General features: G+C 51.1%; 29 protein-coding genes. 27 read left to right on the top strand and 2 right to left on the bottom strand.

Annotation, left to right across the window (positions count from 1 at the left end; genetic code table 11):
• The first annotated feature begins 1 nt into the window (after position 1).
• The 13 genes from FGS84_RS07440 (at position 2) to rsfS (ending at position 9,960) form a co-directional block, all read left to right on the top strand.
• On the top strand, positions 2–757 hold the full coding sequence (locus FGS84_RS07440) for a TIGR03936 family radical SAM-associated protein (RefSeq protein ID WP_138307163.1): 756 nt from the start codon (positions 2–4) through the stop codon (positions 755–757).
• Positions 757–1,920: a ribonuclease E/G gene (locus FGS84_RS07435; protein WP_138307161.1), complete on the top strand. Its 1,164-nt coding sequence runs from the start codon at positions 757–759 to the stop codon at positions 1,918–1,920. The genes FGS84_RS07440 and FGS84_RS07435 overlap by 1 nt, the downstream gene beginning before the upstream one ends.
• 30 nt (positions 1,921–1,950) lie before the next feature.
• A complete protein-coding gene (trkA, locus tag FGS84_RS07430; RefSeq protein ID WP_138307159.1) occupies positions 1,951–3,306 on the top strand; it encodes a Trk system potassium transporter TrkA in 1,356 nt (451 codons plus the stop codon).
• A 13-nt stretch (positions 3,307–3,319) separates the two neighbouring features.
• Complete coding sequence (locus FGS84_RS07425; RefSeq protein WP_138307157.1) at positions 3,320–4,759, top strand: TrkH family potassium uptake protein; 1,440 nt, start codon at positions 3,320–3,322, stop codon at positions 4,757–4,759.
• A gap of 156 nt (positions 4,760–4,915) precedes the next feature.
• Positions 4,916–5,551, top strand: coding sequence for a hypothetical protein (locus FGS84_RS07420; RefSeq protein ID WP_138307155.1), 636 nt, complete (start codon positions 4,916–4,918; stop codon positions 5,549–5,551).
• Between the two features lie 164 nt (positions 5,552–5,715).
• A complete protein-coding gene (gene rplU / locus FGS84_RS07415; protein WP_002567611.1) occupies positions 5,716–6,024 on the top strand; it encodes a 50S ribosomal protein L21 in 309 nt (102 codons plus the stop codon).
• A gap of 11 nt (positions 6,025–6,035) precedes the next feature.
• Positions 6,036–6,374: a ribosomal-processing cysteine protease Prp gene (locus tag FGS84_RS07410; protein WP_138307153.1), complete on the top strand. Its 339-nt coding sequence runs from the start codon at positions 6,036–6,038 to the stop codon at positions 6,372–6,374.
• Positions 6,375–6,377: 3 nt separating this feature from the next.
• Positions 6,378–6,668, top strand: coding sequence for a 50S ribosomal protein L27 (gene rpmA / locus FGS84_RS07405; protein WP_002567613.1), 291 nt, complete (start codon positions 6,378–6,380; stop codon positions 6,666–6,668).
• Between the two features lie 61 nt (positions 6,669–6,729).
• Entirely contained in the window at positions 6,730–8,019 is a 1,290-nt protein-coding gene (gene obgE, locus FGS84_RS07400) for a GTPase ObgE (protein ID WP_138307152.1), read from the top strand.
• Between the two features lie 11 nt (positions 8,020–8,030).
• The gene (gene yhbY, locus FGS84_RS07395) at positions 8,031–8,330 is read left to right on the top strand and encodes a ribosome assembly RNA-binding protein YhbY (protein WP_138307150.1); all 300 of its coding nucleotides are present in this window, start codon (positions 8,031–8,033) and stop codon (positions 8,328–8,330) included.
• A 41-nt stretch (positions 8,331–8,371) separates the two neighbouring features.
• A complete protein-coding gene (gene nadD, locus FGS84_RS07390) occupies positions 8,372–9,016 on the top strand; it encodes a nicotinate-nucleotide adenylyltransferase (protein ID WP_138307147.1) in 645 nt (214 codons plus the stop codon).
• A gap of 4 nt (positions 9,017–9,020) precedes the next feature.
• A complete protein-coding gene (gene yqeK / locus FGS84_RS07385) occupies positions 9,021–9,659 on the top strand; it encodes a bis(5'-nucleosyl)-tetraphosphatase (symmetrical) YqeK (RefSeq protein WP_138307145.1) in 639 nt (212 codons plus the stop codon).
• On the top strand, positions 9,610–9,960 hold the full coding sequence (gene rsfS, locus FGS84_RS07380; protein ID WP_138307143.1) for a ribosome silencing factor: 351 nt from the start codon (positions 9,610–9,612) through the stop codon (positions 9,958–9,960). The genes yqeK and rsfS overlap by 50 nt, the downstream gene beginning before the upstream one ends.
• A 112-nt stretch (positions 9,961–10,072) precedes the next feature.
• Here rsfS and lexA read toward each other — a convergent pair whose 3' ends face one another.
• Positions 10,073–10,687, bottom strand: a complete 615-nt coding sequence (lexA, locus tag FGS84_RS07375) for a transcriptional repressor LexA (protein ID WP_138307141.1) — start codon at positions 10,685–10,687, stop codon at positions 10,073–10,075.
• A gap of 182 nt (positions 10,688–10,869) precedes the next feature.
• Here lexA and FGS84_RS07370 point away from each other — a divergent pair, with 182 nt between their 5' ends.
• From FGS84_RS07370 to atpC, 9 genes are all read left to right on the top strand, one after another.
• A complete protein-coding gene (locus FGS84_RS07370; protein ID WP_138307139.1) occupies positions 10,870–11,169 on the top strand; it encodes a LysM peptidoglycan-binding domain-containing protein in 300 nt (99 codons plus the stop codon).
• 454 nt (positions 11,170–11,623) lie between these two features.
• Entirely contained in the window at positions 11,624–12,313 is a 690-nt protein-coding gene (locus tag FGS84_RS07365) for a F0F1 ATP synthase subunit A (protein ID WP_138307137.1), read from the top strand.
• A gap of 53 nt (positions 12,314–12,366) precedes the next feature.
• Positions 12,367–12,591: an ATP synthase F0 subunit C gene (gene atpE, locus FGS84_RS07360; RefSeq protein ID WP_138307135.1), complete on the top strand. Its 225-nt coding sequence runs from the start codon at positions 12,367–12,369 to the stop codon at positions 12,589–12,591.
• A 24-nt stretch (positions 12,592–12,615) separates the two neighbouring features.
• Positions 12,616–13,107, top strand: coding sequence for a F0F1 ATP synthase subunit B (gene atpF, locus FGS84_RS07355; protein WP_138307133.1), 492 nt, complete (start codon positions 12,616–12,618; stop codon positions 13,105–13,107).
• Positions 13,100–13,615 carry an ATP synthase F1 subunit delta gene (gene atpH / locus FGS84_RS07350; RefSeq protein ID WP_138307516.1) on the top strand — a complete coding sequence of 172 codons (516 nt, stop codon included), beginning with the start codon at positions 13,100–13,102 and terminating at the stop codon, positions 13,613–13,615. The genes atpF and atpH overlap by 8 nt, the downstream gene beginning before the upstream one ends.
• Positions 13,616–13,625: 10 nt before the next feature.
• Positions 13,626–15,149, top strand: a complete 1,524-nt coding sequence (atpA, locus tag FGS84_RS07345; protein WP_138307131.1) for a F0F1 ATP synthase subunit alpha — start codon at positions 13,626–13,628, stop codon at positions 15,147–15,149.
• Positions 15,150–15,168: 19 nt separating this feature from the next.
• On the top strand, positions 15,169–16,062 hold the full coding sequence (gene atpG, locus FGS84_RS07340) for an ATP synthase F1 subunit gamma (RefSeq protein ID WP_138307128.1): 894 nt from the start codon (positions 15,169–15,171) through the stop codon (positions 16,060–16,062).
• A 26-nt stretch (positions 16,063–16,088) separates the two neighbouring features.
• Positions 16,089–17,489, top strand: a complete 1,401-nt coding sequence (gene atpD / locus FGS84_RS07335) for a F0F1 ATP synthase subunit beta (RefSeq protein WP_138307126.1) — start codon at positions 16,089–16,091, stop codon at positions 17,487–17,489.
• A 32-nt stretch (positions 17,490–17,521) separates the two neighbouring features.
• Positions 17,522–17,938 (top strand): ATP synthase F1 subunit epsilon, encoded by a 417-nt coding sequence (gene atpC / locus FGS84_RS07330; protein ID WP_138307124.1) that lies wholly within the window; start codon positions 17,522–17,524, stop codon positions 17,936–17,938.
• Between the two features lie 81 nt (positions 17,939–18,019).
• On the opposite strand, the gene FGS84_RS07325 is transcribed toward atpC, so the two are convergent.
• The gene (locus tag FGS84_RS07325) at positions 18,020–18,910 is read right to left on the bottom strand and encodes a LysR family transcriptional regulator (protein ID WP_138307122.1); all 891 of its coding nucleotides are present in this window, start codon (positions 18,908–18,910) and stop codon (positions 18,020–18,022) included.
• A 304-nt stretch (positions 18,911–19,214) separates the two neighbouring features.
• Between FGS84_RS07325 and FGS84_RS07320 the strand changes: the two genes are divergently transcribed.
• The 5 genes from FGS84_RS07320 (at position 19,215) to FGS84_RS07300 (ending at position 25,241) form a co-directional block, all read left to right on the top strand.
• Positions 19,215–19,832 carry a DUF3793 family protein gene (locus FGS84_RS07320; RefSeq protein ID WP_138307120.1) on the top strand — a complete coding sequence of 206 codons (618 nt, stop codon included), beginning with the start codon at positions 19,215–19,217 and terminating at the stop codon, positions 19,830–19,832.
• Between the two features lie 14 nt (positions 19,833–19,846).
• The gene (locus FGS84_RS07315) at positions 19,847–20,284 is read left to right on the top strand and encodes a flavodoxin (RefSeq protein WP_138307118.1); all 438 of its coding nucleotides are present in this window, start codon (positions 19,847–19,849) and stop codon (positions 20,282–20,284) included.
• 178 nt (positions 20,285–20,462) lie between these two features.
• Complete coding sequence (locus tag FGS84_RS07310) at positions 20,463–22,529, top strand: methyl-accepting chemotaxis protein (RefSeq protein WP_138307116.1); 2,067 nt, start codon at positions 20,463–20,465, stop codon at positions 22,527–22,529.
• Between the two features lie 37 nt (positions 22,530–22,566).
• Positions 22,567–23,670 (top strand): cobalamin-dependent protein, encoded by a 1,104-nt coding sequence (locus FGS84_RS07305; RefSeq protein ID WP_138307114.1) that lies wholly within the window; start codon positions 22,567–22,569, stop codon positions 23,668–23,670.
• Positions 23,670–25,241 carry a bifunctional diguanylate cyclase/phosphodiesterase gene (locus FGS84_RS07300; RefSeq protein ID WP_171042558.1) on the top strand — a complete coding sequence of 524 codons (1,572 nt, stop codon included), beginning with the start codon at positions 23,670–23,672 and terminating at the stop codon, positions 25,239–25,241. The genes FGS84_RS07305 and FGS84_RS07300 overlap by 1 nt, the downstream gene beginning before the upstream one ends.
• Positions 25,242–25,304 lie beyond the last annotated feature (63 nt).

Below are 25,304 nucleotides of genomic sequence, written 5' to 3'. Positions count from 1 at the left end.
AATGAAAATTCGGATTAAATTCAGAAAATATGGAACAATGAAGTTCATCGGCCATCTGGATGTTATGCGTTATTTCCAGAAGGCCATCCGCAGGTCGGATGTGGATATCTGCTACAGCGGGGGATTTTCCCCGCATCAGATTATGTCCTTTGCAGCCCCTTTGGGAGTGGGAATCACCAGCAACGGCGAGTACGTGGACATAGAGGTGTCCTCCACCGGGGATTCGGAAACCATGAGGGAACGCCTGAACGCGGTAATGTCAGAGGGCTTTGAGATTGTAAGCTACCGGCGTCTGCCGGATGATGCTGCCAACGCCATGTCCATAGTCGGGGCAGGGGATTATACCCTGGCCTTCAGGCCGGGATATGAGCCCGGAGACATGGATAAGGAACAGTGGTTTCAGGGGCTGATTGCTTTTTTTGAGCGTCCCAGCGTCATGGTGACAAAGAAGACCAAGCGCGGGGAAAAGGAGATGGACTTAAAGCCCCTGGTTTATGAACTGAGAATCTGTCCTGAGGGGGACGGTGAAATGGAAGGCCCCCGCCTGTTCATGAAGATATCCGCTGGCAGCGCTGCCAATGTGAAGCCGGAACAGGTGCTGGATGCATATTACGGGTTCCTGGGGGAGGAACGCCCGCCCTTTGCCTTCATGGTACAGCGGGAAGAGGTGTATGCGGACAGGGCTTCTGAGGCTGAGAAGGAGGCCGGGATTCATTCCTTTGTATCGCTGGAACAGCTGGGTGAGGAAATCAGATAATGGACAAACTAGTAGTGACCCGGCGTGGGGATAAGGTATGCACGGCCCTGGTATCCGATGGAAAGGTAAAGCAGCTTATGCTGGAGCCGGATACCGCCGACTCCCTGCTGGGCAATATCTATATCGGCAAGGTGCAGAAGGTGGTAAGCAATATCAATGCCGCCTTTATTGACATAGGACCGGGATGCACCGGATACTACAGCCTGCAGGAGCGCTGGAAGCCGGAACGGCTTAAGGCCGGCGATGAGCTGGTGGTGCAGGTCAGCAAGGACGCGGTAAAGACAAAGGCCCCGGTGGTTTCAGAGCGCCTGTCCTTCACAGGGCGGTACTGCGTGCTGACGGTGGGAAAGCCCGGAATCGGCTTTTCCGCTAAAATCCGGGATACCGCCTATAAGGCAAGGCTTCGTTCCCTGCTGGAACATGACCTGGAAGGGGAAACCTGCCTGGGTGTCATTGTGCGGACCAATGCGGGTACGGCGGAGGACCATACCGTATTGGAGGAACTGGCTGCACTGAGGCAGACATGGCGGAGACTTTCTGCGGAGGCTGCCTGCAGGGTCTGCTACAGCTGCCTTTACAGGGCGCTGCCGGGCTATATTGCAGCCATACGTGATTCCTTTGGGGGTTCCCTGGAGGAAATAATTACAGATGTGCCTGAGTACCACAGGGAGCTTAAGGAGTATCTGGAGGCATACCAGAGGGAAGATTTGGGACGCCTGACCTTTTATACGGACGCCCTCCTGCCCCTTGGCAAGCTGTACAGCCTGGAGAATGCGTTTGAAAAGGCGCTGGGAAAGAATGTGTGGCTTAAGTCCGGGGGCTATCTGGTCATAGAGCCTACGGAGGCCATGACGGTCATTGATGTGAATACGGGAAAGTATTCAGGCAGGAAAAACATGCAGGACACCATATACAAGATAAATATGGAGGCTGCGGATGAAATTGGACGGCAGCTGAGGCTGCGTAACCTTTCCGGCATTATTATTGTGGATTTTATTGATATGGAAAGGGAAGAGGACAGGAAGACCCTTCTTGCCCATTTAGGGGATGTTGTTTCGAATGACCCGGTAAAGACCACGGTGGTGGACATGACTGCTTTGAACCTGGTGGAGCTTACCAGGAAAAAGGTGAGGAGGCCGCTCCACGAACAGGTGGGAATATGACAATACAAAAGGGGATAAAGGGGAAGAAATATGAAAATCATAATTGTAGGCTGCGGCAAAGTGGGAACCACACTGGCAGAGCAGCTGAACAGGGAAAACCACGATATTACGCTGATTGACTGTGACAGCGAGGCGCTTCAATCCATTTCAGACAGTACGGATGTCATGAGCGTCACCGGTAACGGAGCCGTGTACCAGGTACAGATGGAGGCGGGAATCAAGGAAGCTGATTTGCTTATCGCCACCACCAACTCAGATGAGCTGAACATGCTCTGCTGTTTGATTGCAAAGAAAGCAGGAAACTGCCATACCATTGCCCGTATCCGCAACCCTGAATATTCGGCGGAAATCAACTATATCAGGGAGGAGCTGAACCTTTCCCTGGCCATTAATCCGGAGCTGGCAGCCGCCAGGGAGATTGCCAGGCTGCTGCGTTTTCCAAATGCCATCAAGATTGAGCTGTTTGCCAAGGGCAGGATAGAGCTTCTCAAATTCCTGATTCCCAAGGATTCCATCCTGGACCGGATGAAGGTGATGGATGTGGTAAGCCGCCTGAAGAGCAATGTGCTGATTTGCGCCGTGGAACGGGGGGATGACGTGGTGATTCCCGACGGCAACTTTGAGATGAGGGGCGGGGACAAGATATCCTTTATCGCACCCCATGCGGACTGCGCTGAATTCTTCCGCAAGGCGGGCATTGAGAACAACGCGGTTAATTCCGCCATGTTTGTGGGTGGCGGAAAGCTGACCGTATACCTGGCCAAAGCCCTGGCCGATTCCAAGATGAAGATTAAAATCATAGAGCAGGATGAGGAGCGGTGCAGGATTTTAAGCGAAATTCTTCCCCACGCCATGATTATACACGGGGATGGTTCGGACCAGAAGCTGCTTTTGGAGGAGGGAATCCGCCAGACAGAGGCGTTTGCCTCCCTTACCGGCTTTGATGAGGAAAACATCCTGCTGTCCCTGTATGCAGCCAGCCAGTCCAAGGCCAAGCTGGTTACCAAGGTCAATAAGATTGCCTTTGAAAATGTAATCAACGCCCTGAATCTGGGAAGCGTCATATACCCGAAAATGCTGACAGCCGATATCATCCTGCAGTATGTAAGGGCCATGCAGAATTCCATGGGCAGCAATATAGAGACTCTGTATAAAATCGTGGCTGATAAGGCAGAGGCGCTGGAATTCAGGGTCAGGGGGGATTCGCCTGTGCTGGGGATTCCTCTGGAAAAACTGAAGACCAGAAATAACCTGCTGGTGGCATGCATCAACCGCAACGGCCGCATCATCATGCCCCGAGGCAAGGATACCCTGGAGGCAGGGGACACGGTTATTATTGTGACCACCCACACAGGGCTTAACGACTTAAAGGATATCTTAATGTAAAGGCGGGCTGGACATGAATCGGAGTATAATCATATATATGCTGGGCTGGATTATGAATATGGAGGCCATTTTCATGACCCTGCCGGTCATTACGGCTGTTATTTACAGGGAAAGCATTGGGTTCATCTACCTGGGCGTTGCCGCAGTCTGCGGCCTGCTGGGATTTCTGTGCACCAGGAAAAAGCCCTGCACAAAGATGTTTTTTGCAAGGGAAGGATTTGTGACGGTTTCCCTGGGATGGATTGTTTTGAGCTTTTTTGGGTGCATGCCCTTTGTCATAAGCGGAGAGATTCCCCATATCATTGACGCTATGTTTGAAATTGTATCCGGTTTTACCACCACCGGGTCCAGCATCATTCCCAAGGTGGAGGATATGTCCCATGCCACCCTGATGTGGAGAAGCTTTTCCCACTGGATTGGCGGCATGGGGATACTGGTGTTTATCCTGGCAATCCTGCCCATGGCAGGTGATTATAATATGCATATTATGCGGGCGGAGAGTCCCGGTCCTTCCGTGGGAAAGCTGGTGCCTAAAATACGCATCACGGCCAAGCTGCTGTATTCCATATATTTTTGGATGACCATCGTCATGATGGTCCTTCTGCTGCTGGGAAAAATGCCTTTATTTGACAGTATCTGCATGAGCTTCGGCGCTGCCGGTACAGGAGGCTTTGCCTGCCGTAATTCAGGACAGGCGGATTACACGGTGTACCAGCAGGCTGTCATTACTATTTTCATGCTGCTGTTCGGCGTGAATTTCAACGTGTACTACCTGCTGCTCATACGCAGGCCCAAGGATGCGGGACGGTGCGAGGAGCTGAGGGGATATCTGGCTGTGGTGGCCATATCCATCCTGCTTATCACCATCAATATCCGCAGCCTGTTCCCGTCCCTGTTTATGGCCTTCCATCAGGCGGCGTTCCAGGTTTCCTCCATTATCACCACCACGGGGTACTCCACCATTGACTACAACAGCTGGCCGGAGTTTTCCAAGACCATTCTGCTGCTTATCATGTTTATCGGAGCGTGCGCAGGCAGCACGGGCGGAGGCATGAAGGTGTCCCGTGTTATGATTGCATTTAAGGAAATAAAAAAGGAGATGGCGTCTGTCATCCATCCACGCAGCGTGAAGGTGCTTAAGTTCGAGGGAAAGCCTCTGGAGCACAATACCCTCAGGTCCCTTAACGCCTATATTATTGTTTATTTTATGATATTCGGCGTATCCACCCTGATAGTGAGTCTGGACAATTACGACTTCATGACCTCATTCTCGGCAGTGGCAGCCAACCTGAACAACATTGGTCCCGGTATGTCCGTGGTGGGTCCGGCATCCAACTATTCCATGATGTCCTACCTGTCCAAGACCGTGCTCATATTCGATATGCTGGCCGGCAGGCTGGAGCTGTTCCCCATGCTGGTGCTGCTGTCTCCCGGAACCTGGAAACGGAGCTAAGATGTGTAATTGTGAAATGCAGGTGAAAAAACAGTGACTTTCATTGACGAATCCCGACCTCCGGGGTATGATTTCCATAAGAAATCCATGAGGAAAGAAAACCGCGCACAATACATGTTTGGCGTGTAAGGGAATTATCGTGAAGGAGGAAACGGATTGATAAGATTCACAAAAGGCATAAGGGGCATCAGCGCTCTGGTTCTGGCGCTTTCGCTGGCATCGGCATACCCGGCCGTATCATGGGCCGGTGAAGCGGGGCAAGCGGGGCAAACAGAGAATACAGAGAATACAGAAGCATCAACCGGTGCAGTTGCCTATGGTCCGGGAAGCTATGTCATCGGCCGGGACATTCCGCCGGGGGAATATGCGGTCTTTACGGAGGACACATCGGAGCAGAACGCTTATTCCACTTGTACCATTACGTTGTATAAGGATGATACCGATGAGCGGCGTATCGGAACCTTCCGGTTCCAGCACCACGGCCTGATTACCCTTTATAAGGGACAGCACCTGGTAATCACAAAGGGATATGCGGTGGAGGCGGACCGCGCGGGCATTACCCTGGGGACAACCGGCATGTACAAGGCGGGACGGGATATGGAGCCGGGCACATACCGCATCACGCCCCTTACCTCGGGCGGCGGTTATTATGCCCTGTACAATGATGTGAGATATTACTATGATTATATAGATGAATACGGAGCGCTGTTTGAGCCGGTCACAATCAATATTGGGGAAGGCCAGTATCTGGAGCTCTTTGACGCGGGCGCAGTGGAACTGGTGTCAAACTGACAAAAAACTGACAAAAAAACTGGAAATTCCGGTTGACATCGGAAAAGGAAAATGCTATGATATACCAGTATGCCGCACAGCGGGGTTGTAAGAGTCTGCCTGTTTTTCCTTGAAAAAGGCAGGTCACCGAAGCTGGCGAGTAATGATAATAGGAGGTGCCTTTCATGTACGCGATTATAGCAACAGGCGGAAAGCAGTACAAGGTAGCAGAAGGCGATGTCATTAAGGTAGAGAGACTGGGCGCAGGCGCAGGCGAGACCGTAACATTTGACCAGGTGCTGGTTGTAAACAACGGCGAGCTGCAGATTGGATGCCCAACCGTTTCCGGCGCAACTGTTACAGCAACAGTTGAGAAGGAAGGTAAGGCTAAAAAAGTCATCGTTTACAAGTATAAGAGAAAGACTGGCTATCACAAGAAAAACGGCCACAGACAGCTTTATACTCAGGTGAAGATTGAAAAAATCAACGCTTAATTGTAAATGATATGATTAAAACAACCGTATTCAAGAAATCCACAGATTCAGGCAATGCTGTTTACACAGGGGTTGTGATGGAGGGACATGCCGGGTATGCCGGGGAGGGTGAGGATATCATCTGCGCGGCGGTTTCGGCCCTGGCTCTTAACTTTTTCAATTCAGTGGAGGCATTTACGGAAGATGGATTTGAAGGCGGGGCGGGAGAGAGCGGTTCGTTTGAATTCCGTTTCACTTCAGATATAAGTCCTGAATCAAAGCTCCTGATGAACTCTTTTATCCTGGGACTTCAGAATATTGAGAGGGATTACGGGAAATCATATATTAACGTGAAGTTTAAGGAGGTGTAACACATGTTAAAGATGAACCTTCAGTTATTCGCTCATAAGAAAGGTGTTGGTTCTACCAAGAACGGTAGAGACTCCGAGGCCAAGAGACTTGGCGCTAAGAGAGCCGACGGACAGTTCGTACTGGCTGGCAACATTCTGTACAGGCAGCGCGGAACCCATATTCATCCTGGCAACAACGTAGGCAGGGGTGGCGATGATACCTTATTCGCTTTAGTAGACGGAGTTGTTAAGTTTGAAAGAAAGGGCAGAGACAGAAAGCAGGTTTCTGTATACCCAAGGGCAATCAACGAATAATTTCGAAGGGCTCCATACTTAGCGTATGGGGCTCTTTTTCACACCACAGGAGGTACTGTGTATGTTTGCCGATAGCGCAAAAATATTTATTAAATCCGGTAAGGGCGGAGACGGCCACGTGTCCTTCAGACGCGAGCTGTATGTTCCCAACGGCGGTCCTGACGGAGGTGACGGTGGCCGCGGAGGCGACGTCATTTTCCAGGTAGACAAAGGAAAAAACACCCTGGTGGACTTCCGGCATGTGCGCAAGTACATTGCAAAGGACGGCCAGGAAGGCGGAAAGAAGCGCTGCCATGGAGCAGATGCCGATGACCTGATTGTGAAGGTGCCGGAGGGAACGGTGCTCAAAGATTTCGAGACAGGAAAGGTCATTGCCGATATGTCCGGTGACAACCAGCGGGAAGTCATCTTAAGAGGCGGCAGGGGCGGTCTTGGGAATATGCATTTTGCAACATCGACCATGCAGGTGCCCAAGTATGCGCAGCCGGGACAGCCCGGCGCAGAGCTGTGGGTGCAGTTGGAGCTTAAAGTAATTGCGGACGTGGGCCTGGTGGGCTTTCCCAATGTAGGTAAATCCACGCTGCTGTCCGTTGTCAGCAATGCAAAGCCTGAGATTGCAAATTACCATTTCACCACACTGAATCCCCATCTGGGCGTGGTGGACCTGGGGGACGGGGCCGGATTTGTCATGGCGGATATCCCGGGCCTGATAGAGGGCGCCTCAGAGGGCATTGGCCTGGGACATGCATTCTTAAAGCACATTGAGCGCACCAAGGTCCTGGTCCATGTGGTGGACGGCGCTTCCGTGGAGGGCAGGGACCCTCTGGAGGACATTAGGACCATTAACCAGGAGCTGGAAGCTTATAATCCGGAGCTGTTAAAGCGTCCTCAGGTCATTGCTGCCAATAAGATGGACGCAGTGTATGCAGAGGAAGATACGGACATTATAGTTGACGAGCTGAGAAAAGAATTTGAGCCAAAGGGCATTAAGGTATTCCCCATATCTGCTGTCAGCAGAAAGGGCGTAAAGGAGCTTCTGTACCATATCAATGACCTGCTTAAGACCGTGGATGATGCGCCGGTTGTATTTGAAAAGGAATTTGAGGTCCAGTACCAGGGCGACAGGAACCTGCCCTATACCGTGACCAGGGCGGATGACGGCGCCTATGTGGTGGAAGGTCCCAGAATCGACAAGATGCTCGGATACACCAACCTGGATTCTGAGAAGGGATTTGATTTCTTCCAGAAGTTCCTTAAGAATACGGGAATCCTGGACGACCTGGAGAAGGCCGGGATTGAGGAAGGCGACACGGTCCGTATGTATGGGCTGGAGTTTGATTATTACAAATAGAAGGAGTTATTATGACAAGCAAGCAGAGAGCCTATTTAAAAGGCCTGGCCATGACCATCGACCCTGTATTTCAGATTGGAAAATCCAGCCTTACGCCGGAGATTACCCAGGCAGTGGACGAGGCCCTGGAAGCAAGGGAACTGATTAAGGTGACGGTGCTCAAGAATTGTCTGGACGACGGCGGTTCCATCGCAGATGTCCTGGCAGAGCGCACGCATTCACAGGTGGTCCAGGTCATTGGCAGGAAAATCGTTCTTTACCGTCCTGCCAAAGAGGAAAAGAAACGTAAGATTGTGCTGCCGGTGAAATAGACGGACAGGTACCGGTTAAGGTATGTGAAGAAGGGATTTGTTTGGCAAAGATAGGAATACTGGGGGGGACCTTTGACCCCATCCACAACGGTCACCTGCGGCTTGGCAGGGAAGCTTATGAGCAGTTTGGGCTGGATGCGGTCTGGTTTATGCCGGCAGGTAATCCGCCCCACAAAAAAAATCATAAAATTACCGAGGGAGAGATGCGTGAGCGTATGGTTAAACTGGCCATTGCAGATACTCCCTATTTTCTGTATTCGGATTTTGAACTGAAGCGTGAGGGAAATACCTATACGGCCCAGACCCTGTCCCTCCTTCGCGGGGAATACAGGGAGGATGAGTTCTATTTCATTATAGGAGCAGATTCCCTGTATCAGATTGAGCAGTGGTTCCACCCGGAGCTGGTCATGAAGCTGGCAGTGCTCCTGGTGGCCGGACGGGCCTACCATGATAAACACCAGCCCTTTGAACGGCAGATTGAATACCTTACTTCCAGGTATGGGGCAAGGATTTACCCTATCCGGTGCAGTGAGATGGATGTGTCCTCGGAGGAGATAAGGGCGGCTGTGGCTGACGGGTATTCTATCCATGGATTTGTGCCGGATGCAGTGGAAGAATATATTATGGACCATGGACTGTACAGGTTCGGCGCCGGGAACCCGGTCCTGGACGGCAAAGGAGAGTGATTGTATGGAAAACCAATGTAGCCAGATTATGATATTCAGGAAAGACCTTAAGAGAAGGCTGGCGCCCATGCGCTACGAGCATTCCCTGAGCGTGTCCTACACCTGCATGAATCTTGCCATGCGCTACGGTTTCGACCTGGACAAGGCGGAGCTGGCCGGACTGATGCATGACTGCGGGAAACGGTATTCGGATGATATCATATTAAAAAAATGTTTGAAACATGGTCTGGAAGTGACGGATGCAGAGTACAAGGCCCTGCCCGTGCTTCATGCAAAATACGGGGAATGGCTGGCAGAGCACAAGTACCAGATTACGGACCGGGAAATCCTGGATGCCATTGGCTGCCATACCACCGGCAGGCCGGACATGACAATCCTGGATAAAATCCTCTATATAGCGGATTATATAGAACCCAGGCGCTACAAGGCCGAGAATCTGCCGGTAATAAGGCGGATGGCCTATGAGGACCTGGATGAGACCATGTATGCCATATTGGCAGGAACCCTGGATTATCTGGAAAAAAAGGGCGGAAGCATTGACCCTATGACGGAGCAGGCATATGAATATTTTAAGAAAGTGAAAGGAGAACGCGATGAACTCAAAAGAAATGGTGAAACTGGCATATCAGGCTCTCAGCGATAAAAAGGGGGAGGACATCAAAATCATTGATATCCAGTCCGTATCCGTCCTGGCGGATTATTTTATAATTGCTGACGGAAGCAATGCCAACCAGGTGCAGGCCATGGCTGATAATGTGGAAGAAATCCTGGAAAAGGCCGGCTGTGAGTGCAAGCAGATTGAGGGCTACCAGAATGCAAACTGGATTCTGATGGATTACAAGGATGTAATTGTCCACATCTTCTGCAGGGAAGACAGATTGTTCTACGATTTGGAGCGAATCTGGAGGGATGGAAAGACGTTTGTGGATGTGAACGAGCTGTAATCAATAGGAACTGAAACTAGTTGGGAAACGATAAGAACGGATATACGAAGTCTGCCTGTATGGGACTTCTGTATATCCGTTCTTTCTGTGGGGGTATAAAAGGCACCCGTACCTACATCATGCGGACCAGTCCAATCACCTTGCCCAGTATCTCCACGGAATCCGTAATAATGGGCTCCATGGCGTCGTTCTCAGGCTGGAGGCGGTAATGCCCGTTCTCTTTATAAAAACGTTTGACAGTGGCTGAGTCATCTACCAGGGCCACCACAATCTCTCCGTTGGCAGCCGTGGGACACTGCTCCACAATTAGCTTGTCGCCGGGCAGGATTCCGGCGCCCACCATGCTTTCTCCCTTGACCGTCAGCATGAACGTCTCCGCGTTGGGAAGAATCTCTGCAGGAAATGGGAAGTAATCCTCAATCCGCTCCTCTGCAAGGATGGGTTCTCCGGCGGCAACGGTTCCGATAAGAGGTATGTTTACCATCTCTCTGCGGTTAAAGTTGAAGGTGTCGTCTAAAATCTCAATGGTCCTGGGTTTGGTGGGGTCACGCCGTATGTAGCCCTTTTCCTCCAGGGCGGACAGATGGGAGTGGACGGAAGAGGTGGACTTTAAATGTACTGCCTCGCAAATCTCCCGCACAGCCGGCGGATATCCCTTCTTTAAAATGGTATCTTTGATGTATTCTAAAATCTCCTGCTGCTTAGAAGTAATTTTATCCTGTGCCATAATCAACCTCCTGCGTTTTCTATATTTATAGTAACATATGTTCGATGAAAATGCAAACCTTTGTTCGTTTTTTTGCCTGCAGCCCTTGACAAACATTTGTTCTGGTAGTATAGTATGAATATACAAAAGAACAGACGTTCTGTATTGCGCGCAAGAAGGAACCGCCTCAGGGAGGTTGCCATATGAGAGTGAGAAAGAGAAGGTTGACAGCTACATGTTTTACGGTTTTACTGTTTGTTTCCATTATTATGGGACGCACCATGTTTACTTCCATGGCTAAGGAGGAGGGGAACAGGACCACTCCCTATTATAAGAGTGTCCGTATCCAGGAAGGTGACAGTCTGTGGGGGATTGCCAGCCAGTACAGGGAGGGCAGTTCCATGAGTATGGACGAGTATGTGAGTCAGCTCAAACAGATGAATGGACTGAAGAAGGACACCATCCATGCAGGGCAGTATCTGACTGTGGTTTATTTTGAGTAAACAATACCAGCCTGCGGACATATAATATATATAGAAAGAAAGACATCTGAAAAGAAAGACATTTAAATGAAATATGTCAAAAACCTTTGGGGATATCCGGCCGGCTCCAAGGGTTTTTATTGTCTTGCAGGTATTATCTTCATACGGCTTTCTCCTGCGTTTCGGTTACATTTTCACCCGGAAATTTCCAAAAGTTCCAGATTATATAATTTTATAACCTTTTATTGTGCAAAATGATACAAATTTCTTTCTTGACGTTAAGATGCTGTGAAAATCAATCTTATGTGTCGTGATATAATATACAAATTATAAAATAAAATGGGCCGGGATTTGTTACATTTTCATTTTCATAACATTTATATTATCAATTTATAAATAATATGTATTTGAAATTATTAAACCAGATGACTATAATAGGCAAAAGCAAACGAGAAGAGAAAGGGGGTTGTTTAGTATGAACGGTTTAGTGGAATCACTGATGGAAGAGCTTAACTGCAATGTGGTGTTCACCATACCGCTGTTCGGCGGTATTGATGTGATGGAATCCGTGGTGGTGACGTGGATTATCATGGCAATTATGATGGCGGCTTCCCTGATACTGGTCCATGGCCTAAAGGTAAGGAACATAAGCAAAAAGCAGGCTGCCCTGGAAAGCGGCATGTCCTTTATCTATGATTTCTTTGAAGGGCTTTTGGGAAAGGAAGGAAGGGATTATATACCCTATCTGATTACCGTGGTGATATACATAGGAATCGCCAATATGATTGGACTTCTTGGCTTCAAGTCGCCGACCAAGGATTTGAATGTGACTGTTTCCCTGGCTGTGATGAGTATCGTGCTGGTGGAAGTGGCCGGCATCCGCAGGAAGGGTGTCAAGGGATGGATAAAAAGCTTTGAGGAGCCCATTGCCATCATAGCGCCAATCAATGTGCTGGAGCTGTTTATACGGCCATTGTCCCTGTGCATGCGGTTGTTCGGCAACGTGCTGGGCGCCATTGTTGTCATGGCGCTTATCAAGCATCTGCTGCCGCTTATTGTGCCGCTGCCATTCAGCTTCTATTTTGATATATTTGACGGAGTGATACAGGCATATGTGTTTGTGTTCCTCACATCATTATATATAAAAGAAGCCATTGAGGATTAAGTTTGCAGCCTTATGGAAAAAGAAAAAATTGAGAGAAAAAGGAGAGTCTTATTATGACAGGATTAATCGCATTAGGAGCAGGTGTTGCAGTTATTACAGGTGTTGGAGCAGGTATTGGTATTGGTCTGGCCACCTCCAAGGCAGTGGACGCCATTGCAAGACAGCCTGAGGCAGACGGCAAGATTACCAAGGCGCTGCTGCTGGGATGCGCCCTCGCTGAGGCAACCGCTATTTACGGCTTTGTCATCGGCCTTTTAATCATTCTGTTTTTAAAATAATTTACAGCAGGAAGGCGGCTTAATATGTTAAATTTAAACATTTGGAATGTAGCCTTTACGGTTATCAACCTTCTGGTTTTATACCTGTTCATGAAGCACTTCCTGATTGGTCCGGTGCGCAGGATACTGGATGAGAGGCAGCAGATGATTGAGCACGACCTGGACGAAGCAAAGAACAGGGAGACGGAAGCCTGCCGGATGAAAGAGCAGTACCAGGCTTCCATCGGCAATGCGGACCAGGAAGCTTCCAGAATCATCGAGGATGCCAGGAACAGGGCTGCCGCGGAGTATGAGAAGATTCTGGCCCAGGCCAGGGCAGACGCTGCCAGGAAGATGGAGGAAGCGGACAGAACCATTGCCCTGGAGCGCGAGAAGGCCATGAATGACTTAAAGGCCGGTGTGGCCGGTCTGGCCATGACAGCTGCCGCCAGGTTAATCAGCGAGCAGAGCGGACCGGACGGCGACAGGAACCTATACAACCGCTTTTTAGCAGAATCAGGTGAAGGAAATGACTGAGACAGCCAGGATGTATGCCATTGTTTTATATGAGCTGGGCATACCGGAAGAAATGGTCAGGAAGGCGGCAGAGCTGCTTAAGGAGAATCCGGAACTTCCGGAGGTGCTAATAAGCCCGGTGGTTCCCGCGAAAAGTAAGCATGCCGTGATTGAGAAGGTGTTCAGGGAACCCGAGTTTTCTGCATTGATGGTACGTTTTTTAAAAAAGGCTTGTGATGCGGGATGCATCGGACAGACAGAGGAGATAGCAGCGGCCAGAGATGCCTATGCCCGGAAGAAGGCAGGCATCATGGAAGCGCAGCTTCACTATGTTACCATGCCGGGTGCGGCCCAGATTACAGGAATAAAGCAGTTTCTGTGCAGAAAATATAAGAAAAAAGATGTGAACATCCGATTGGTGAACCAGCCGGACCTGATGGGCGGTTTTGTCCTGAAGGCCGGGGATACAGAATATGATTACAGCCTGAAGGGGCAGCTTTTAAGGCTCCGCGGGGCTGTGGTAAGATAGGAGTCTTGATATGAGCACAATCAGTTCCCAGGAAATCATCTCCATCATTAAGAGCGAGATTGAGAATTTTGACATGCATGCCGGACAGGAACAGGAAACTGGTTCTGTTATCTGGGTAGGAGACGGCATAGCAATCGTATACGGCATTGAACATGCCATGTACGGGGAAATCGTAATATTTGAAAATGGTGTCAAGGGAATGGTCCAGGACATCCGTAAGAATGAGATTGGCTGTATTCTTTTCGGTAAGGATACAGGAGTGGGCCAGGGCACCAAGGTGGTCCGTACCAGGAAAAGGGCGGGCGTACCTGTGGGAAACGGATTCTTGGGAAGGGTGGTCAACGCCCTGGGAGAACCCATTGACGGACTGGGCCCTGTAAAGGAAGAGGATTACCGGCCGGTGGAGGAGGAAGCTCCCGGCATCGTGGACAGAAAGTCAGTGGGTGTTCCCATGGAGACAGGTATCCTGGCCATTGATTCCATGTTCCCCATAGGCCGCGGCCAGAGGGAATTAATCATAGGGGACCGTCAGACAGGCAAGACCTCCATTGCCATGGATACCATTCTGAACCAAAAGGGCAAGGATGTGGTCTGCATCTATGTTGCCATTGGCCAGAAGGCATCCACCGTGGCAAAGCTGGTTTCCACCCTTAAGAAGAACGACGCCATGGGCTACACCATTGTCATGTCCTCCACGGCCAGCGAGGCAGCGCCTCTTCAGTACATAGCCCCCTATGCAGGGACTGCCATGGCTGAATATTTTATGCATCAGGGAAGGGATGTTTTGATTGTCTACGATGACCTGTCAAAACATGCAGTGGCTTACAGGGCACTGTCCCTGCTGCTGGAGCGCTCTCCGGGCCGTGAGGCGTATCCGGGCGACGTATTCTACCTTCATTCACGCCTTCTGGAGCGTTCCAGCAGATTGTGCGATGAAAAGGGAGGCGGCTCCATTACAGCCCTGCCTATCATCGAGACGCAGGCAGGCGATGTGTCGGCGTATATTCCCACCAACGTCATCTCCATTACAGACGGACAGATATTCCTGGAAAGCGACCTGTTCTTCTCCGGCATGAGACCGGCGGTAAACGTGGGCCTTTCTGTGTCCCGTGTGGGCGGCGCAGCCCAGACAAAGGCCATGAAAAAGGCATCCGGAAGCATCCGTATCGATTTGGCGCAGTACCGCGAGATGGAGGTGTTCACCCAGTTCAGCTCTGACCTGGATGAGGCTACCAAGGAGCAGCTGGCTTACGGCAAACGCCTTATGGAACTGCTGAAACAGCCTCTGGGAAGGCCCCTCAGCCTTCATGAACAGGTCATCACCCTCTGCGCGGCAACCCACAAGGTTATGCTGTCCGTTGAGGTTTCGGATATCAAGGAATTCCAGATGAACATGCTGGCCTGGTTTGATGAAAAGCACCCGGAGATTGGTAAAGAAATTGAGGAAACCAGGGTTCTGAACGATGACCTGACAAACCGCATCGTGGATGCGGCAAACCAGTACAAGACAAACCAGTACAAGGCATCCGTCTGACCAGGAAGAAGGAGTTAATATGGCAAATGCAAGAGAAATCCTCAGCCGTATGAAGAGCGTCCAGGATACCCGGAAGATAACCAATGCCATGTACCTGATTTCCTCCACAAAGCTTAAAAAGAGCAGGAAACTGCTGGAGGAAACAGAGCCTTACTTCTATTCTCTCCAGGATTTGATACGCCGCATCCTGCGCCATATGCCGGATGTGGAGCATTTTTACTTCAATCCAAGGAAGGAAATCAAGGAGGAGGACAGGATAAAGGGCCTGATTGTTATAACCGGCGATAAGGGACTGGCAGGCGCTTACAACCATAATGTGCTGAAGATGGCCCAGGAGTGGATGGAACAGAGCAAGAACCACCGGCTCTACGTGGTGGGAGAATTGGGACGCCATTATTTTGAGGCCAGGCATATCCGCGTGGAGGAGCAGTTCCATTACACGGTACAGAATCCCACCATGCACCGCGCCCGTCTGATTTCCTCCACCATATTGGAGGATTATGAGGAAGGACGCCTGGATGAGGTCTGGATTATATATACGCAGATGATTAACAGCATGAAGATGGAGGCCGAGATGACAGAGCTTCTTCCCCTTAAGCGGGAGGATTTCAGCAATATTGTCATTCCGGCGGATATTATCCAGGAGGAGATACAGATGGTACCTTCCCCCAGCGCTGTCATGGACCACGTGGTCCCCAACTATGTGACCGGGTTCATATTCGGCGCCCTGGTGGAGTCCTTCTGCAGCGAGCAGAACGCCAGGATGATGGCGATGCAGTCCGCCAGCGACAATGCCAATGCAATCCTGAACGACTTGTCCATAGAGTATAACCGTGTAAGGCAGGCTGCCATTACCCAGGAAATCACAGAGGTAATCAGCGGCGCCAAGGCACAGAAAAAGAAACATTCGTAAATTCGTAAATATAGAAGGAGGCAGCCATGAGCAAGGGAAAAATCATACAGGTCATGGGACCTGTAGTTGACGTGGCTTTTGAGGATGACGGACTTCCCCATATCAAGGACGCCCTGGTGGTGGATAACCAGGGGAAGAAGTGCGTCATGGAGGTGGCCCAGCATGTAGGCGGCAATGTGGTGCGCTGCATCATGCTGGCATCCAGCGACGGCCTGTGCAAGGATATGGAAGTGGAGCCTACAGGCGCCGGTATCCAGGTGCCTGTAGGCGAGAAGACTCTGGGACGTCTCTTCAACGTTTTGGGCGAAACCATTGACGGAGGAGAGAGCCTGGAAGGTGAGGATAAGTGGGTAATCCACAGGGACCCGCCTTCTTTTGAGGACCAGAGCCCTGTTGTGGAGATGCTGGAGACAGGCATCAAGGTAATTGATTTGCTGGCCCCTTATGCCAAGGGAGGAAAGATTGGACTCTTCGGCGGCGCCGGCGTGGGAAAGACCGTACTGATACAGGAACTGATAACCAACATAGCAACGGAACACGGCGGATATTCCATCTTTACGGGCGTGGGAGAGCGTTCCCGTGAAGGTAATGACCTGTGGACCGAGATGAGGGAGTCCGGGGTGCTGGAAAAGACAGCCCTGGTATTCGGACAGATGAATGAGCCGCCGGGGGCGCGTATGCGCGTGGCCGAGACAGGGCTGACCATGGCCGAGTATTTCAGGGATGTGGAGCACCAGAACGTGCTTCTGTTCATCGACAACATATTCCGTTTTGTCCAGGCCGGTTCCGAGGTATCCGCCCTTCTGGGACGTATGCCCTCGGCCGTGGGATATCAGCCCACCCTGGCCACTGAGGTGGGCGAGCTGCAGGAGCGTATTGCTTCCACCAAGAACGGCTCCGTTACCTCGGTACAGGCCGTGTACGTGCCTGCAGATGATTTGACGGACCCGGCGCCTGCCACCACCTTTGCCCATCTGGACGCCACCACGGTCTTGTCCAGGAAAATTGTGGAGCAGGGCATTTACCCGGCTGTGGACCCTCTGGAATCCACCTCCCGTATCCTGGAAGAGGATGTGGTGGGCAGGGAGCATTATGAGGTGGCCAACAAGGTGCAGCAGATGCTTCAGAAGTATAAGGAGCTGCAGGACATTATTGCCATCTTGGGCATGGAGGAGTTATCCGAGGAGGATAAGCTGACCGTAAACCGTGCCAGAAAGATTCAGAGATTCTTATCCCAGCCCTTCCATGTGGCGGAAAACTTTACCGGCGTACCGGGGAAATATGTGCCTGTAAAAGAGACCATCCGCGGGTTTAAGGCCATTATTGACGGCGAGATGGACGGGTATCCCGAGGCGGCGTTTTTCAATGTGGGTACCATTGACGAGGTTGTGGAGAAGGCTAAGACCCTGGAGCACCATGAGGCTTAACAGGGCTGTATGCCACAGAAAGGAGCCGGGATATGTCTGCATTTTGGCTGAAAATCGTTGCCAGCGACCACGTGTTTTATAACGGGCATTGTACGTATCTGGTGGTGCCAGCACCAGACGGTGAGATGGGCATTATGCCCCACCATGAAGCCATGATTCTGGCTGTCCAGGAGGGAAACCTGCGCTTTAAGGTGCCGGAGGAAACAGAATGGCATCAGGCCATTGTGGGACGCGGAATCCTGCAGGTGGCCAATAACCGTGTGACCATGATAGTGGACACGGCGGAACGGCCTGAGGATATTGACGAGGTCAGGGCCAGGGAAGCGCTGGAGCGCGCGCAAGAGCAGCTGCGCCAGAAACTGAGCCTGAGGGAATTCAAGATGTCCCAGGCTTCCATGGCAAGGGCGCTCTCCAGGCTGAAAGGAAGCCATCTGAGGGAATTAAAGTGATGGGAGCAACTTCCTGGAAACAGCAACATTACATTAGGAAGCAGCGGCAATATGAAAGAATGGCTGTGGGATGGAAACATCCTACAGCCATTTTGAGTTTTGTATAAGGAAATTGCAGAAGTCCATCACAATGGGATTGTCCTTGCCGAGAGGGGAGCACATGAGGATAATCTGCCGGCGGCATACCTGGTCCCTGATGGGGAGCAGCTTTACCGGGGAGTGGGGAGACATGGGCCCCCATTCCCCGCCCAATGGTCCCCAGGAGTACTGGGGCCAGAATCCAATGCCCAGTCCGGCGGCAATCAGGTTCCTGACGGATTCCGTTGTATCGCTTTCAAAAATCACGTTTGGAACAAAATCAGCCTCTGAAAAATAGCTGTTGCATATCTGGCGTATGGGCCTGGAGCCTGCCAGGCATATGTACCCAGCGTTCCTGGTATCAGCCAGATTGATGGAATCCTTGTCCCCATAAGGGGAATGGGTGGGAACAGCCAGATACAGGTCCTCCTCCAGCATGACCATGTAATCCTCATAATCCGCATTTTTTAAGTCGGACCGCACCGCAGACACACACAAATCGTAGTCAGCATGATTCTCAGCCTGGTACAGCTGGAAGTTAACGTCCGGCCGCAGGGCCCTGTAGGCAATGATGCGGTTGGTAATCAGGGTGGAGGCTGCCAGAAGCTTTAAATGGATGGTATGGCTGGACATGTACTGGTCCGCCCTCAGTTCGCCTGGAATCCGGTCCAGGGCGCTTACAATGGGAATCAGCCGCTTTTGAAGAAGGCGTCCTGCTTCATTCAGTTCTATGCTTCTGTTCTTTCTCTCAAAGAGGGGTACGCCCAGCTCTGCTTCCAGCCTGTGGATGGCCTGGGAGAGTGCTGGCTGGGCTATCTGAAGATGCTCAGCCGCCTTTGTCATGTGCTGATATTCAGCAGCTGTCAGAAAATAACGTAATTGCAGTAATTCCATATGTCACCTCGGATATATGATTTTTTCAACAGGCAGTTCCTGTTCGGGTATCCGACTATTATATACCATAATTTAAAAAAATGCATTCAAAATTTCAATGAGATAAAAACTCATTATTATTTTAAATACAGATAAAAAAACTCATTACCATAAAAACGAAAAAAACTCATAAAAAATGAGAATTATTCCCTGTTTCTGCTATTGTAATTTTCCGCCAGGTCTGATACGATGTAAAAGGGTTAGTTATAACTAACTACAGAACCTTTCAGCCAAACTAAAATTATGAGACAGCCGGAGGTAATACGTGAGCAAAGAAACCTTACGCCTAATGCTGAACCTGAATCCAAACGATTTGGATACCCAGGTGGCATTGCAGTGTGCACCTTTACTGACAGGTATGAAGATATCCAACCTTCTGACCGTAAACCGTTCCAGGAGGGCGGCGGTCCCGGAACTGTTCAGGGATACGGCAGTGTCCTGCTGCATTTTGTATGAATCAACTGAGAAAACCACATTTCTTCTTTACATCAGGCAGGCTCTTGAAGCGTATCTGGCCCGGCCCGAAGTAAAGACCCTGATGGAACGGTTTGGTTACAGGGGATGGGATTTGGAGGAGATACTAAGCCTTGTATCCATTAAATATGAGGAGCACATGGAAGACCGTGCCGGTTTCCCCCATGAGATAGGCCTGCTGCTGGGCTATCCTGCAAAGGACGTGATGGGATTCATTGAAAATAACGGAAAGGATTTTCTTTATATGGGATACTGGAAGGTATATGCGGACCTGCCTGAGTGCAAGCGCATCTTCCGGGCATACAGCCAGGCCCGTGAGCGCATGATTCATTTGGTTTCCCGCGGTATGAAGATTGATGGAATCTTAAGGTTGCACAATCTGAATCAATATAAATCAATGAGAATATAAGGAGGATACATGACATGAATCAGATTATGGTAGTTTACTGGTCACAGACAGGCAATACGCAGGCCATGGCCAATGCAGTGGCGGAAGGCATCAAAGAGGCGGGAAAGGAGGCCCTGGTCACAGAGGTTTCCAATATATCCGCAGACGCCCTCAGGGAGGCAGGCGTTTTTGCCCTGGGATGCCCGGCCATGGGGGCAGAGGTTCTGGAAGAAGGAGAGATGGAGCCCTTTGTGACAGAGGTGGAAGCATTTGCTTTTGGCAGGCACATCGGACTCTTTGGCTCCTATGGATGGGGAGACGGAGAGTGGATGCGCGACTGGCAGACCCGTATGGCTGATGCAGGCGCTGAAGTAGTGGGCGGCAGGGGCGTCATTGCCCAGGAAAGCCCGGATGAGGATGCGCTGAATCAGTGCAGGGAGCTGGGAAAGGCGCTGGCAGCCGCAGAGGCATAATGGGGATGTAAATACGATGAAAGGCATGGTATAGTGATAATACAGGCATGGTATGCTGCATGTTGCAGGTATCATGCTTTTTTTTGCAGCCCTTTCGGTTTGCCTTTTTCTGGTGCTATGGTATAATGAATAGAATAGTATCAGGAATCTATGAATACAGCAGGGGGATATGAAACTTATGACAAATTCAGAGGGCAGGGGCAGGAATAACCGGCAGGAGGGCAAAGGACACAGAAGGGGCTCTGTCTCGTTTAAAATAAGCCTGAGTCTGCTGTGTGTTCTGATTCCTTTTTTAATCATACTCATTACGATATCCTGTGTCATGGCAGCCGGAGCCATATCCATCCTGAATGACAAGATACTGAAGGTTCAGACAGATTATGCTGTTTCCAGGGTGGATGATTTCTTCAGCAGCAAGGTTACGGCAGCCAGCATGTTCCGTGAGAATGATGATTTGCAGGCTTATTTTGCATCGGTCACCGGTAAGGATGACATCAGGTCCTATAACGGGCATGGCGAGGTGCTGAGAGTGCTGGGCAGTGCATTGGAGCAGATGGGGGAAACGGAGAAGGTGATGCAGGCATGGGTGGCGGACCCCAGGACAGACTGCTACCTTTTGTCGGACGGCAGTGTGGTGGATGCTGGTTTGGAGGACACGGCATGGTACGGAACCGTGGTTTCGGAAGGGAAGACCATCATAACAGAGCCGTTTCTGGACCCGGCCACCCAGGAGATGATTGTCTCCATCGTGTCTCCGGTGGTGTCCGGGTCCGGCACAGGGCCAGCAGGGCTGTTTGGATTTGACGTAAATCTGGATACGCTTAAGCAGACTCTTTCCGGAATAAAGGTAGGGGAGGCAGGATATCTGGAGCTGATTTCCAACGGCTCGGATTACATATACAGCGACGACCCCACTGCTTCCGGCAGGAATGTCAGTGAGCTTACTATATCAGATGATTATAAAGATAAGGTGAGGAATAATTACAACGGCATCACTGATTTTACATATTCAGGGGTCAGGTATACGGCCATGTTCCGGAACTGCAGGACAACGGACTGGCTGGCAGTGGCCACGCTGCCCTTGTCAGAAGTAAACTACACCCGCAATCATCTGATTGAGACCATGGTATTCATCTCCATTCTGCTGCTGGCCCTGCTGGTCCTGCTGATTGTCTTTGTGGTCCGCAGACTGATGAGGCCCCTGGGTGAAATCAGCGCAAGCATGGAGGCATTTTCCAGAGGAAACCTGAATGCGGATATACGGGCCGGCGGAGATGATGAGATTGGAAGGCTGTCTGAAAGCGTCCGTTCCTCGGTCCGTTCCTTAAAGGACATCATTGAGGACATAACACACATACTGACAGAGGTTTCCGCAGGTAATCTGGCTGTGCCGGTAAAGGGGGATTATATAGGTGATTTCAGGTTTATACGGGAAGCCCTGGAGAAAATCATGGGCGCCCTGAACCATACCTTACGGCAAATCAGCATTTCCGCGGAGCAGGTTTCCTGCGGTTCGGAGCAGGTGTCCGCGGGAGCCCAGACCCTGTCCAGGGGGGCTGCGGAACAGGCAGGCTCAGTGGAGGAACTGGCCACTGTTATCAACGACCTTTCCCAGCAGATTTCATCCAATGCCGACCGGGCCTTGGAGGGCAGCCGGATGGCCGGGAATGTGGGGGAGGAAGCAGCGGAAAGCGACCGAAGGATGCAGGAGCTTCAGGACGCCATACACAATATCAAAACAAGCTCCTTTAAAATACGGGAAATCATCAGGACCATACAGGATATTGCGTTTCAGACCAACATACTGGCCCTGAATGCCGCTGTGGAAGCGGCCCGGGCAGGGGACGCAGGAAAAGGATTTGCCGTGGTGGCAGGGGAGGTCAGAAACCTGGCTTCCAAGAGCGCCGAGGCTTCCAGAAATACGGCTGACCTTATCAATAACTCCTTAAAGGCAGTGGAGGACGGAACAAAAATAGTGGACGCAACGGCTGTTTCCATGAGGAACGCATTGACCGGGGTACAGAAGGTGGTAAAGACCATGGACGATATATCTTCCGCATCCAGGGAACAGGCGTACTCCGTGGAACAGGTGACGCGGGAGATGGAGCAGATAGCGGGCGTGATTCAGGAGAATTCAGCCACTGCTGAGGAAAGCGCTGCTGCCAGCGAGGAGCTTTCGGCTCAGGCACTGCTGCTGAAAGGACTTATAGAGAGGTTCCGGCTTGACAGCACATATGAGGAATGATTGCATACATTCAGTATGGGAATCCGAGGTGGATGGGATGTCAGTAAATTATGATGCGGGATTTTATGACAATGACACGGAATTGCATGACTATGATATGGAATTTCGGAAATTGGCAGATGAGGTATATAAGCAGCCCTGTGACTTGTTTTCTTATATGGAGCGGCATGACATTCCGGCCGGCGACAGGGACAAGGTGCAGGAGGCGGTGCAGCTGGACATTGAAATTTTAAACACTGCCTTTGTCCTGGAGGATGCCAGGATATTTGAGGAGTACGCCAGGTGGCTGTACCGGCTTCTTCTTCCTGTGATGGCACAGTGTCCGGAGGATGGACTGAGGAATATGGTCTGGCGGCATTTTAAACAGGTGGGAGACTGTGCATCAAGGGTAATGAACAAGAATGACGGGATGAAGGCGGTCCGGCTGACAGACCTTGGGGCCAGGGCAGCGGCCGGGGAATACGGAAAGGGGACCTGTAAAAAGGAGTGGAAGCCGGAAAAGTATGAGAGCCAGGTCAGACAGTATCTGGACAGCCTGCTGGCATCCGACACCAGGACCGCTGTGTCCCTTGTGACTGGCTATCTGGAGGAGGGTATCCCCTTAAGGGATATATACGGGGATATTATAGCGGAGTCCATGAGACGCGTGGGGGACCTGTGGCATGAAAATGTCATTTCCGTGGACAAGGAGCATTACTGCACATCCGTCACCCAGCTGGCGTTGTCCCGGATGTATCCTGTAATATTCGGCCAGAAGCGCAGGAACAGGAAGATGATGGCAGCCTGCGTGGGCAGTGAGCTCCATGAGATGGGAGCCCGCATGGTGGCGGACCTGTTTGAGTATGACGGATGGGACAGCATTTATCTCGGGGCGTCCGTGCCCTTTAATGCCCTGGAGGAAGCCATGGAAGAGCATCAGCCGCAGCTGGTTGCCCTTTCTGTGACCATGCCCCAGCATCTGAGGCTCTGCCGGGAGGCGGCGGACCGGATTCACAGCCTGTTTCCCGGATGCAGGATTGCCGTGGGCGGGAATGCATTTATGAGCACGAATGAGATATGGAGGAACTGGAAGGTGGATGTATATACCCGCGATGCAAGGCAGCTTGTGTCATGGGCGGACCATGTACTGGAAAAGGGATAATGATGGGATATATTGCTCTATGTGATTTGCAGGGAAATGTAATCAAGATAATTCAGCACAATTCTGCGGACATGGTCCATGAGGGACAGAATGTAAAGCAGCTTTTTTGCGATGCCCGGGAGATGGATGAGTGGGAGGAACTGCTCAGACAGGACAGCGGACACGCCGCCTATGGTTCCGGTTACTATGAGATACAGAAGGTAAATAACCAGCTTATCAATTCCCAGAGAGAGCTGGCCAAGGCCAATGCCCGTCTTAAGGTCATGCTGGAGGAAGCCAGGCAGGCCAGGGATACCATCGAGCATCTGGAGCGGGACCCTCTCACCGGTCTGTTTACGGAGCGCGTATTTTATGAAAGGGCCGGCGCTGTTCTGGAGGAGGATTCCGCAAATGGGTATGACATTGTGGCAGTGGATATAGAACGGTTTAAGATGGTAAATGACGCCTTTGGGTCCGCGGCTGGGGACCAGCTGTTAAAACGGCTGGCAGACTGCCTTCTGGGCATTCCGCTGAAGGGGAAGGGATTGTTTGCCAGGGCCAGGGCCGACATGTTCTTTGGCCTGGTGGCCCATGAAGACAGATTCTATGAGGAACTGGACCGGAGGCTGGACAGTCTGGCGGAAAATCCGCGCCTGCCCATGCGTATCCAGATTAAGGCCGGAATCTATCCGGTGGAGGACCGCCGCATCACCGTGCCCAGGATGTGCGACCGGGCCCTTCTGGCCTCGGCCAGCATAAAAGGATTGTTTAACTGCCGCTGCGCTGTCTATGACGAGTCCATGCGCCAGAAAATGGTGCTGGAGCAGAAGGTCATCAATACCATGGAGGAATCACTGGAACGGGAGGAGTTTCATCTGTTCCTGCAGCCCAAGGTGGAAATTGAAACCGGCAGGCTCATAGGGGCGGAGGTGCTGGTGCGGTGGGACCATCCTGAGTATGGAAGGATACTGCCGGGGGATTTTATACCTATATTTGAAAAGAACGGCTTTATCTACGCCCTGGACCAGTATGTGTGGAGAAAGGCCTGCCGGATGCTGGAGCGCTGGAAAAAAGAAGGAATGGATTACGTCCCGGTGTCGGTGAATGTGTCCAGGGCAGATATCTATCATGGCGAACTGCCTGAGATTCTGGCTCAGATGGTAGAGGAAAGCGGGCTGGAACCAGGTGAACTTCATCTGGAAATAACGGAGAGCGCTTATGTAACGGATTCCCGCCAGCTGATGTCGGTGGTGGACCGCCTGAGGCAGCTGGGGTTTGTTATAGAGATGGATGATTTCGGGAAGGGCTATTCTTCCCTCAATACACTTTCGGAGCTGCCCATTGATGTTTTAAAGCTGGATTTGGAATTCCTGAAGCAGGGAGTCAATGTATTGCGCAGGCAGCAAATCATGCGGATGATTGTGAACATGGCAAAGGAGCTGCAGCTGCAGGTTATAGCGGAGGGCGTGGAGACAGGGGAACAGACCCGCCTTCTGAAACAACTGGGTTTTTCTTATGCCCAGGGGTATTACTACGGAAGGCCGGTGCCCCAGGAAGAGTTTTTTCACCGGTACCTCAGACAGCGGAAATAAATGAAGGTATGGTTTGTGACTTTCAGAGTAAACCATGGGCAGAGCCGTGGACAGGGAGGAAGG

This window comes from Clostridium sp. 1001271st1 H5, assembly GCF_005845215.1.
In the GTDB taxonomy this organism is placed as follows: domain Bacteria; phylum Bacillota; class Clostridia; order Lachnospirales; family Lachnospiraceae; genus Enterocloster.
The sequence above is the reverse complement of the archived record's forward strand: the minus strand, read 5'-3'. Positions and strand labels throughout refer to the sequence as shown.

Coding starts and splice junctions, on each gene's coding strand:
- FGS84_RS07440 (WP_138307163.1), top strand. CDS start 2: ATGAAAATTCGGATTAAATTCAGAAAATATGGAACAATGAAGTTCATC.
- FGS84_RS07435 (WP_138307161.1), top strand. CDS start 757: ATGGACAAACTAGTAGTGACCCGGCGTGGGGATAAGGTATGCACGGCC.
- trkA (WP_138307159.1), top strand. CDS start 1,951: ATGAAAATCATAATTGTAGGCTGCGGCAAAGTGGGAACCACACTGGCA.
- FGS84_RS07425 (WP_138307157.1), top strand. CDS start 3,320: ATGAATCGGAGTATAATCATATATATGCTGGGCTGGATTATGAATATG.
- rplU (WP_002567611.1), top strand. CDS start 5,716: ATGTACGCGATTATAGCAACAGGCGGAAAGCAGTACAAGGTAGCAGAA.
- FGS84_RS07410 (WP_138307153.1), top strand. CDS start 6,036: ATGATTAAAACAACCGTATTCAAGAAATCCACAGATTCAGGCAATGCT.
- rpmA (WP_002567613.1), top strand. CDS start 6,378: ATGTTAAAGATGAACCTTCAGTTATTCGCTCATAAGAAAGGTGTTGGT.
- obgE (WP_138307152.1), top strand. CDS start 6,730: ATGTTTGCCGATAGCGCAAAAATATTTATTAAATCCGGTAAGGGCGGA.
- yhbY (WP_138307150.1), top strand. CDS start 8,031: ATGACAAGCAAGCAGAGAGCCTATTTAAAAGGCCTGGCCATGACCATC.
- yqeK (WP_138307145.1), top strand. CDS start 9,021: ATGGAAAACCAATGTAGCCAGATTATGATATTCAGGAAAGACCTTAAG.
- rsfS (WP_138307143.1), top strand. CDS start 9,610: ATGAACTCAAAAGAAATGGTGAAACTGGCATATCAGGCTCTCAGCGAT.
- lexA (WP_138307141.1), bottom strand. CDS start 10,687: ATGGCACAGGATAAAATTACTTCTAAGCAGCAGGAGATTTTAGAATAC.
- FGS84_RS07370 (WP_138307139.1), top strand. CDS start 10,870: ATGAGAGTGAGAAAGAGAAGGTTGACAGCTACATGTTTTACGGTTTTA.
- FGS84_RS07365 (WP_138307137.1), top strand. CDS start 11,624: ATGAACGGTTTAGTGGAATCACTGATGGAAGAGCTTAACTGCAATGTG.
- atpE (WP_138307135.1), top strand. CDS start 12,367: ATGACAGGATTAATCGCATTAGGAGCAGGTGTTGCAGTTATTACAGGT.
- atpF (WP_138307133.1), top strand. CDS start 12,616: ATGTTAAATTTAAACATTTGGAATGTAGCCTTTACGGTTATCAACCTT.
- atpH (WP_138307516.1), top strand. CDS start 13,100: ATGACTGAGACAGCCAGGATGTATGCCATTGTTTTATATGAGCTGGGC.
- atpA (WP_138307131.1), top strand. CDS start 13,626: ATGAGCACAATCAGTTCCCAGGAAATCATCTCCATCATTAAGAGCGAG.
- atpG (WP_138307128.1), top strand. CDS start 15,169: ATGGCAAATGCAAGAGAAATCCTCAGCCGTATGAAGAGCGTCCAGGAT.
- atpD (WP_138307126.1), top strand. CDS start 16,089: ATGAGCAAGGGAAAAATCATACAGGTCATGGGACCTGTAGTTGACGTG.
- atpC (WP_138307124.1), top strand. CDS start 17,522: ATGTCTGCATTTTGGCTGAAAATCGTTGCCAGCGACCACGTGTTTTAT.
- FGS84_RS07325 (WP_138307122.1), bottom strand. CDS start 18,910: ATGGAATTACTGCAATTACGTTATTTTCTGACAGCTGCTGAATATCAG.
- FGS84_RS07315 (WP_138307118.1), top strand. CDS start 19,847: ATGAATCAGATTATGGTAGTTTACTGGTCACAGACAGGCAATACGCAG.
- FGS84_RS07310 (WP_138307116.1), top strand. CDS start 20,463: ATGACAAATTCAGAGGGCAGGGGCAGGAATAACCGGCAGGAGGGCAAA.
- FGS84_RS07305 (WP_138307114.1), top strand. CDS start 22,567: ATGTCAGTAAATTATGATGCGGGATTTTATGACAATGACACGGAATTG.
- FGS84_RS07300 (WP_171042558.1), top strand. CDS start 23,670: ATGATGGGATATATTGCTCTATGTGATTTGCAGGGAAATGTAATCAAG.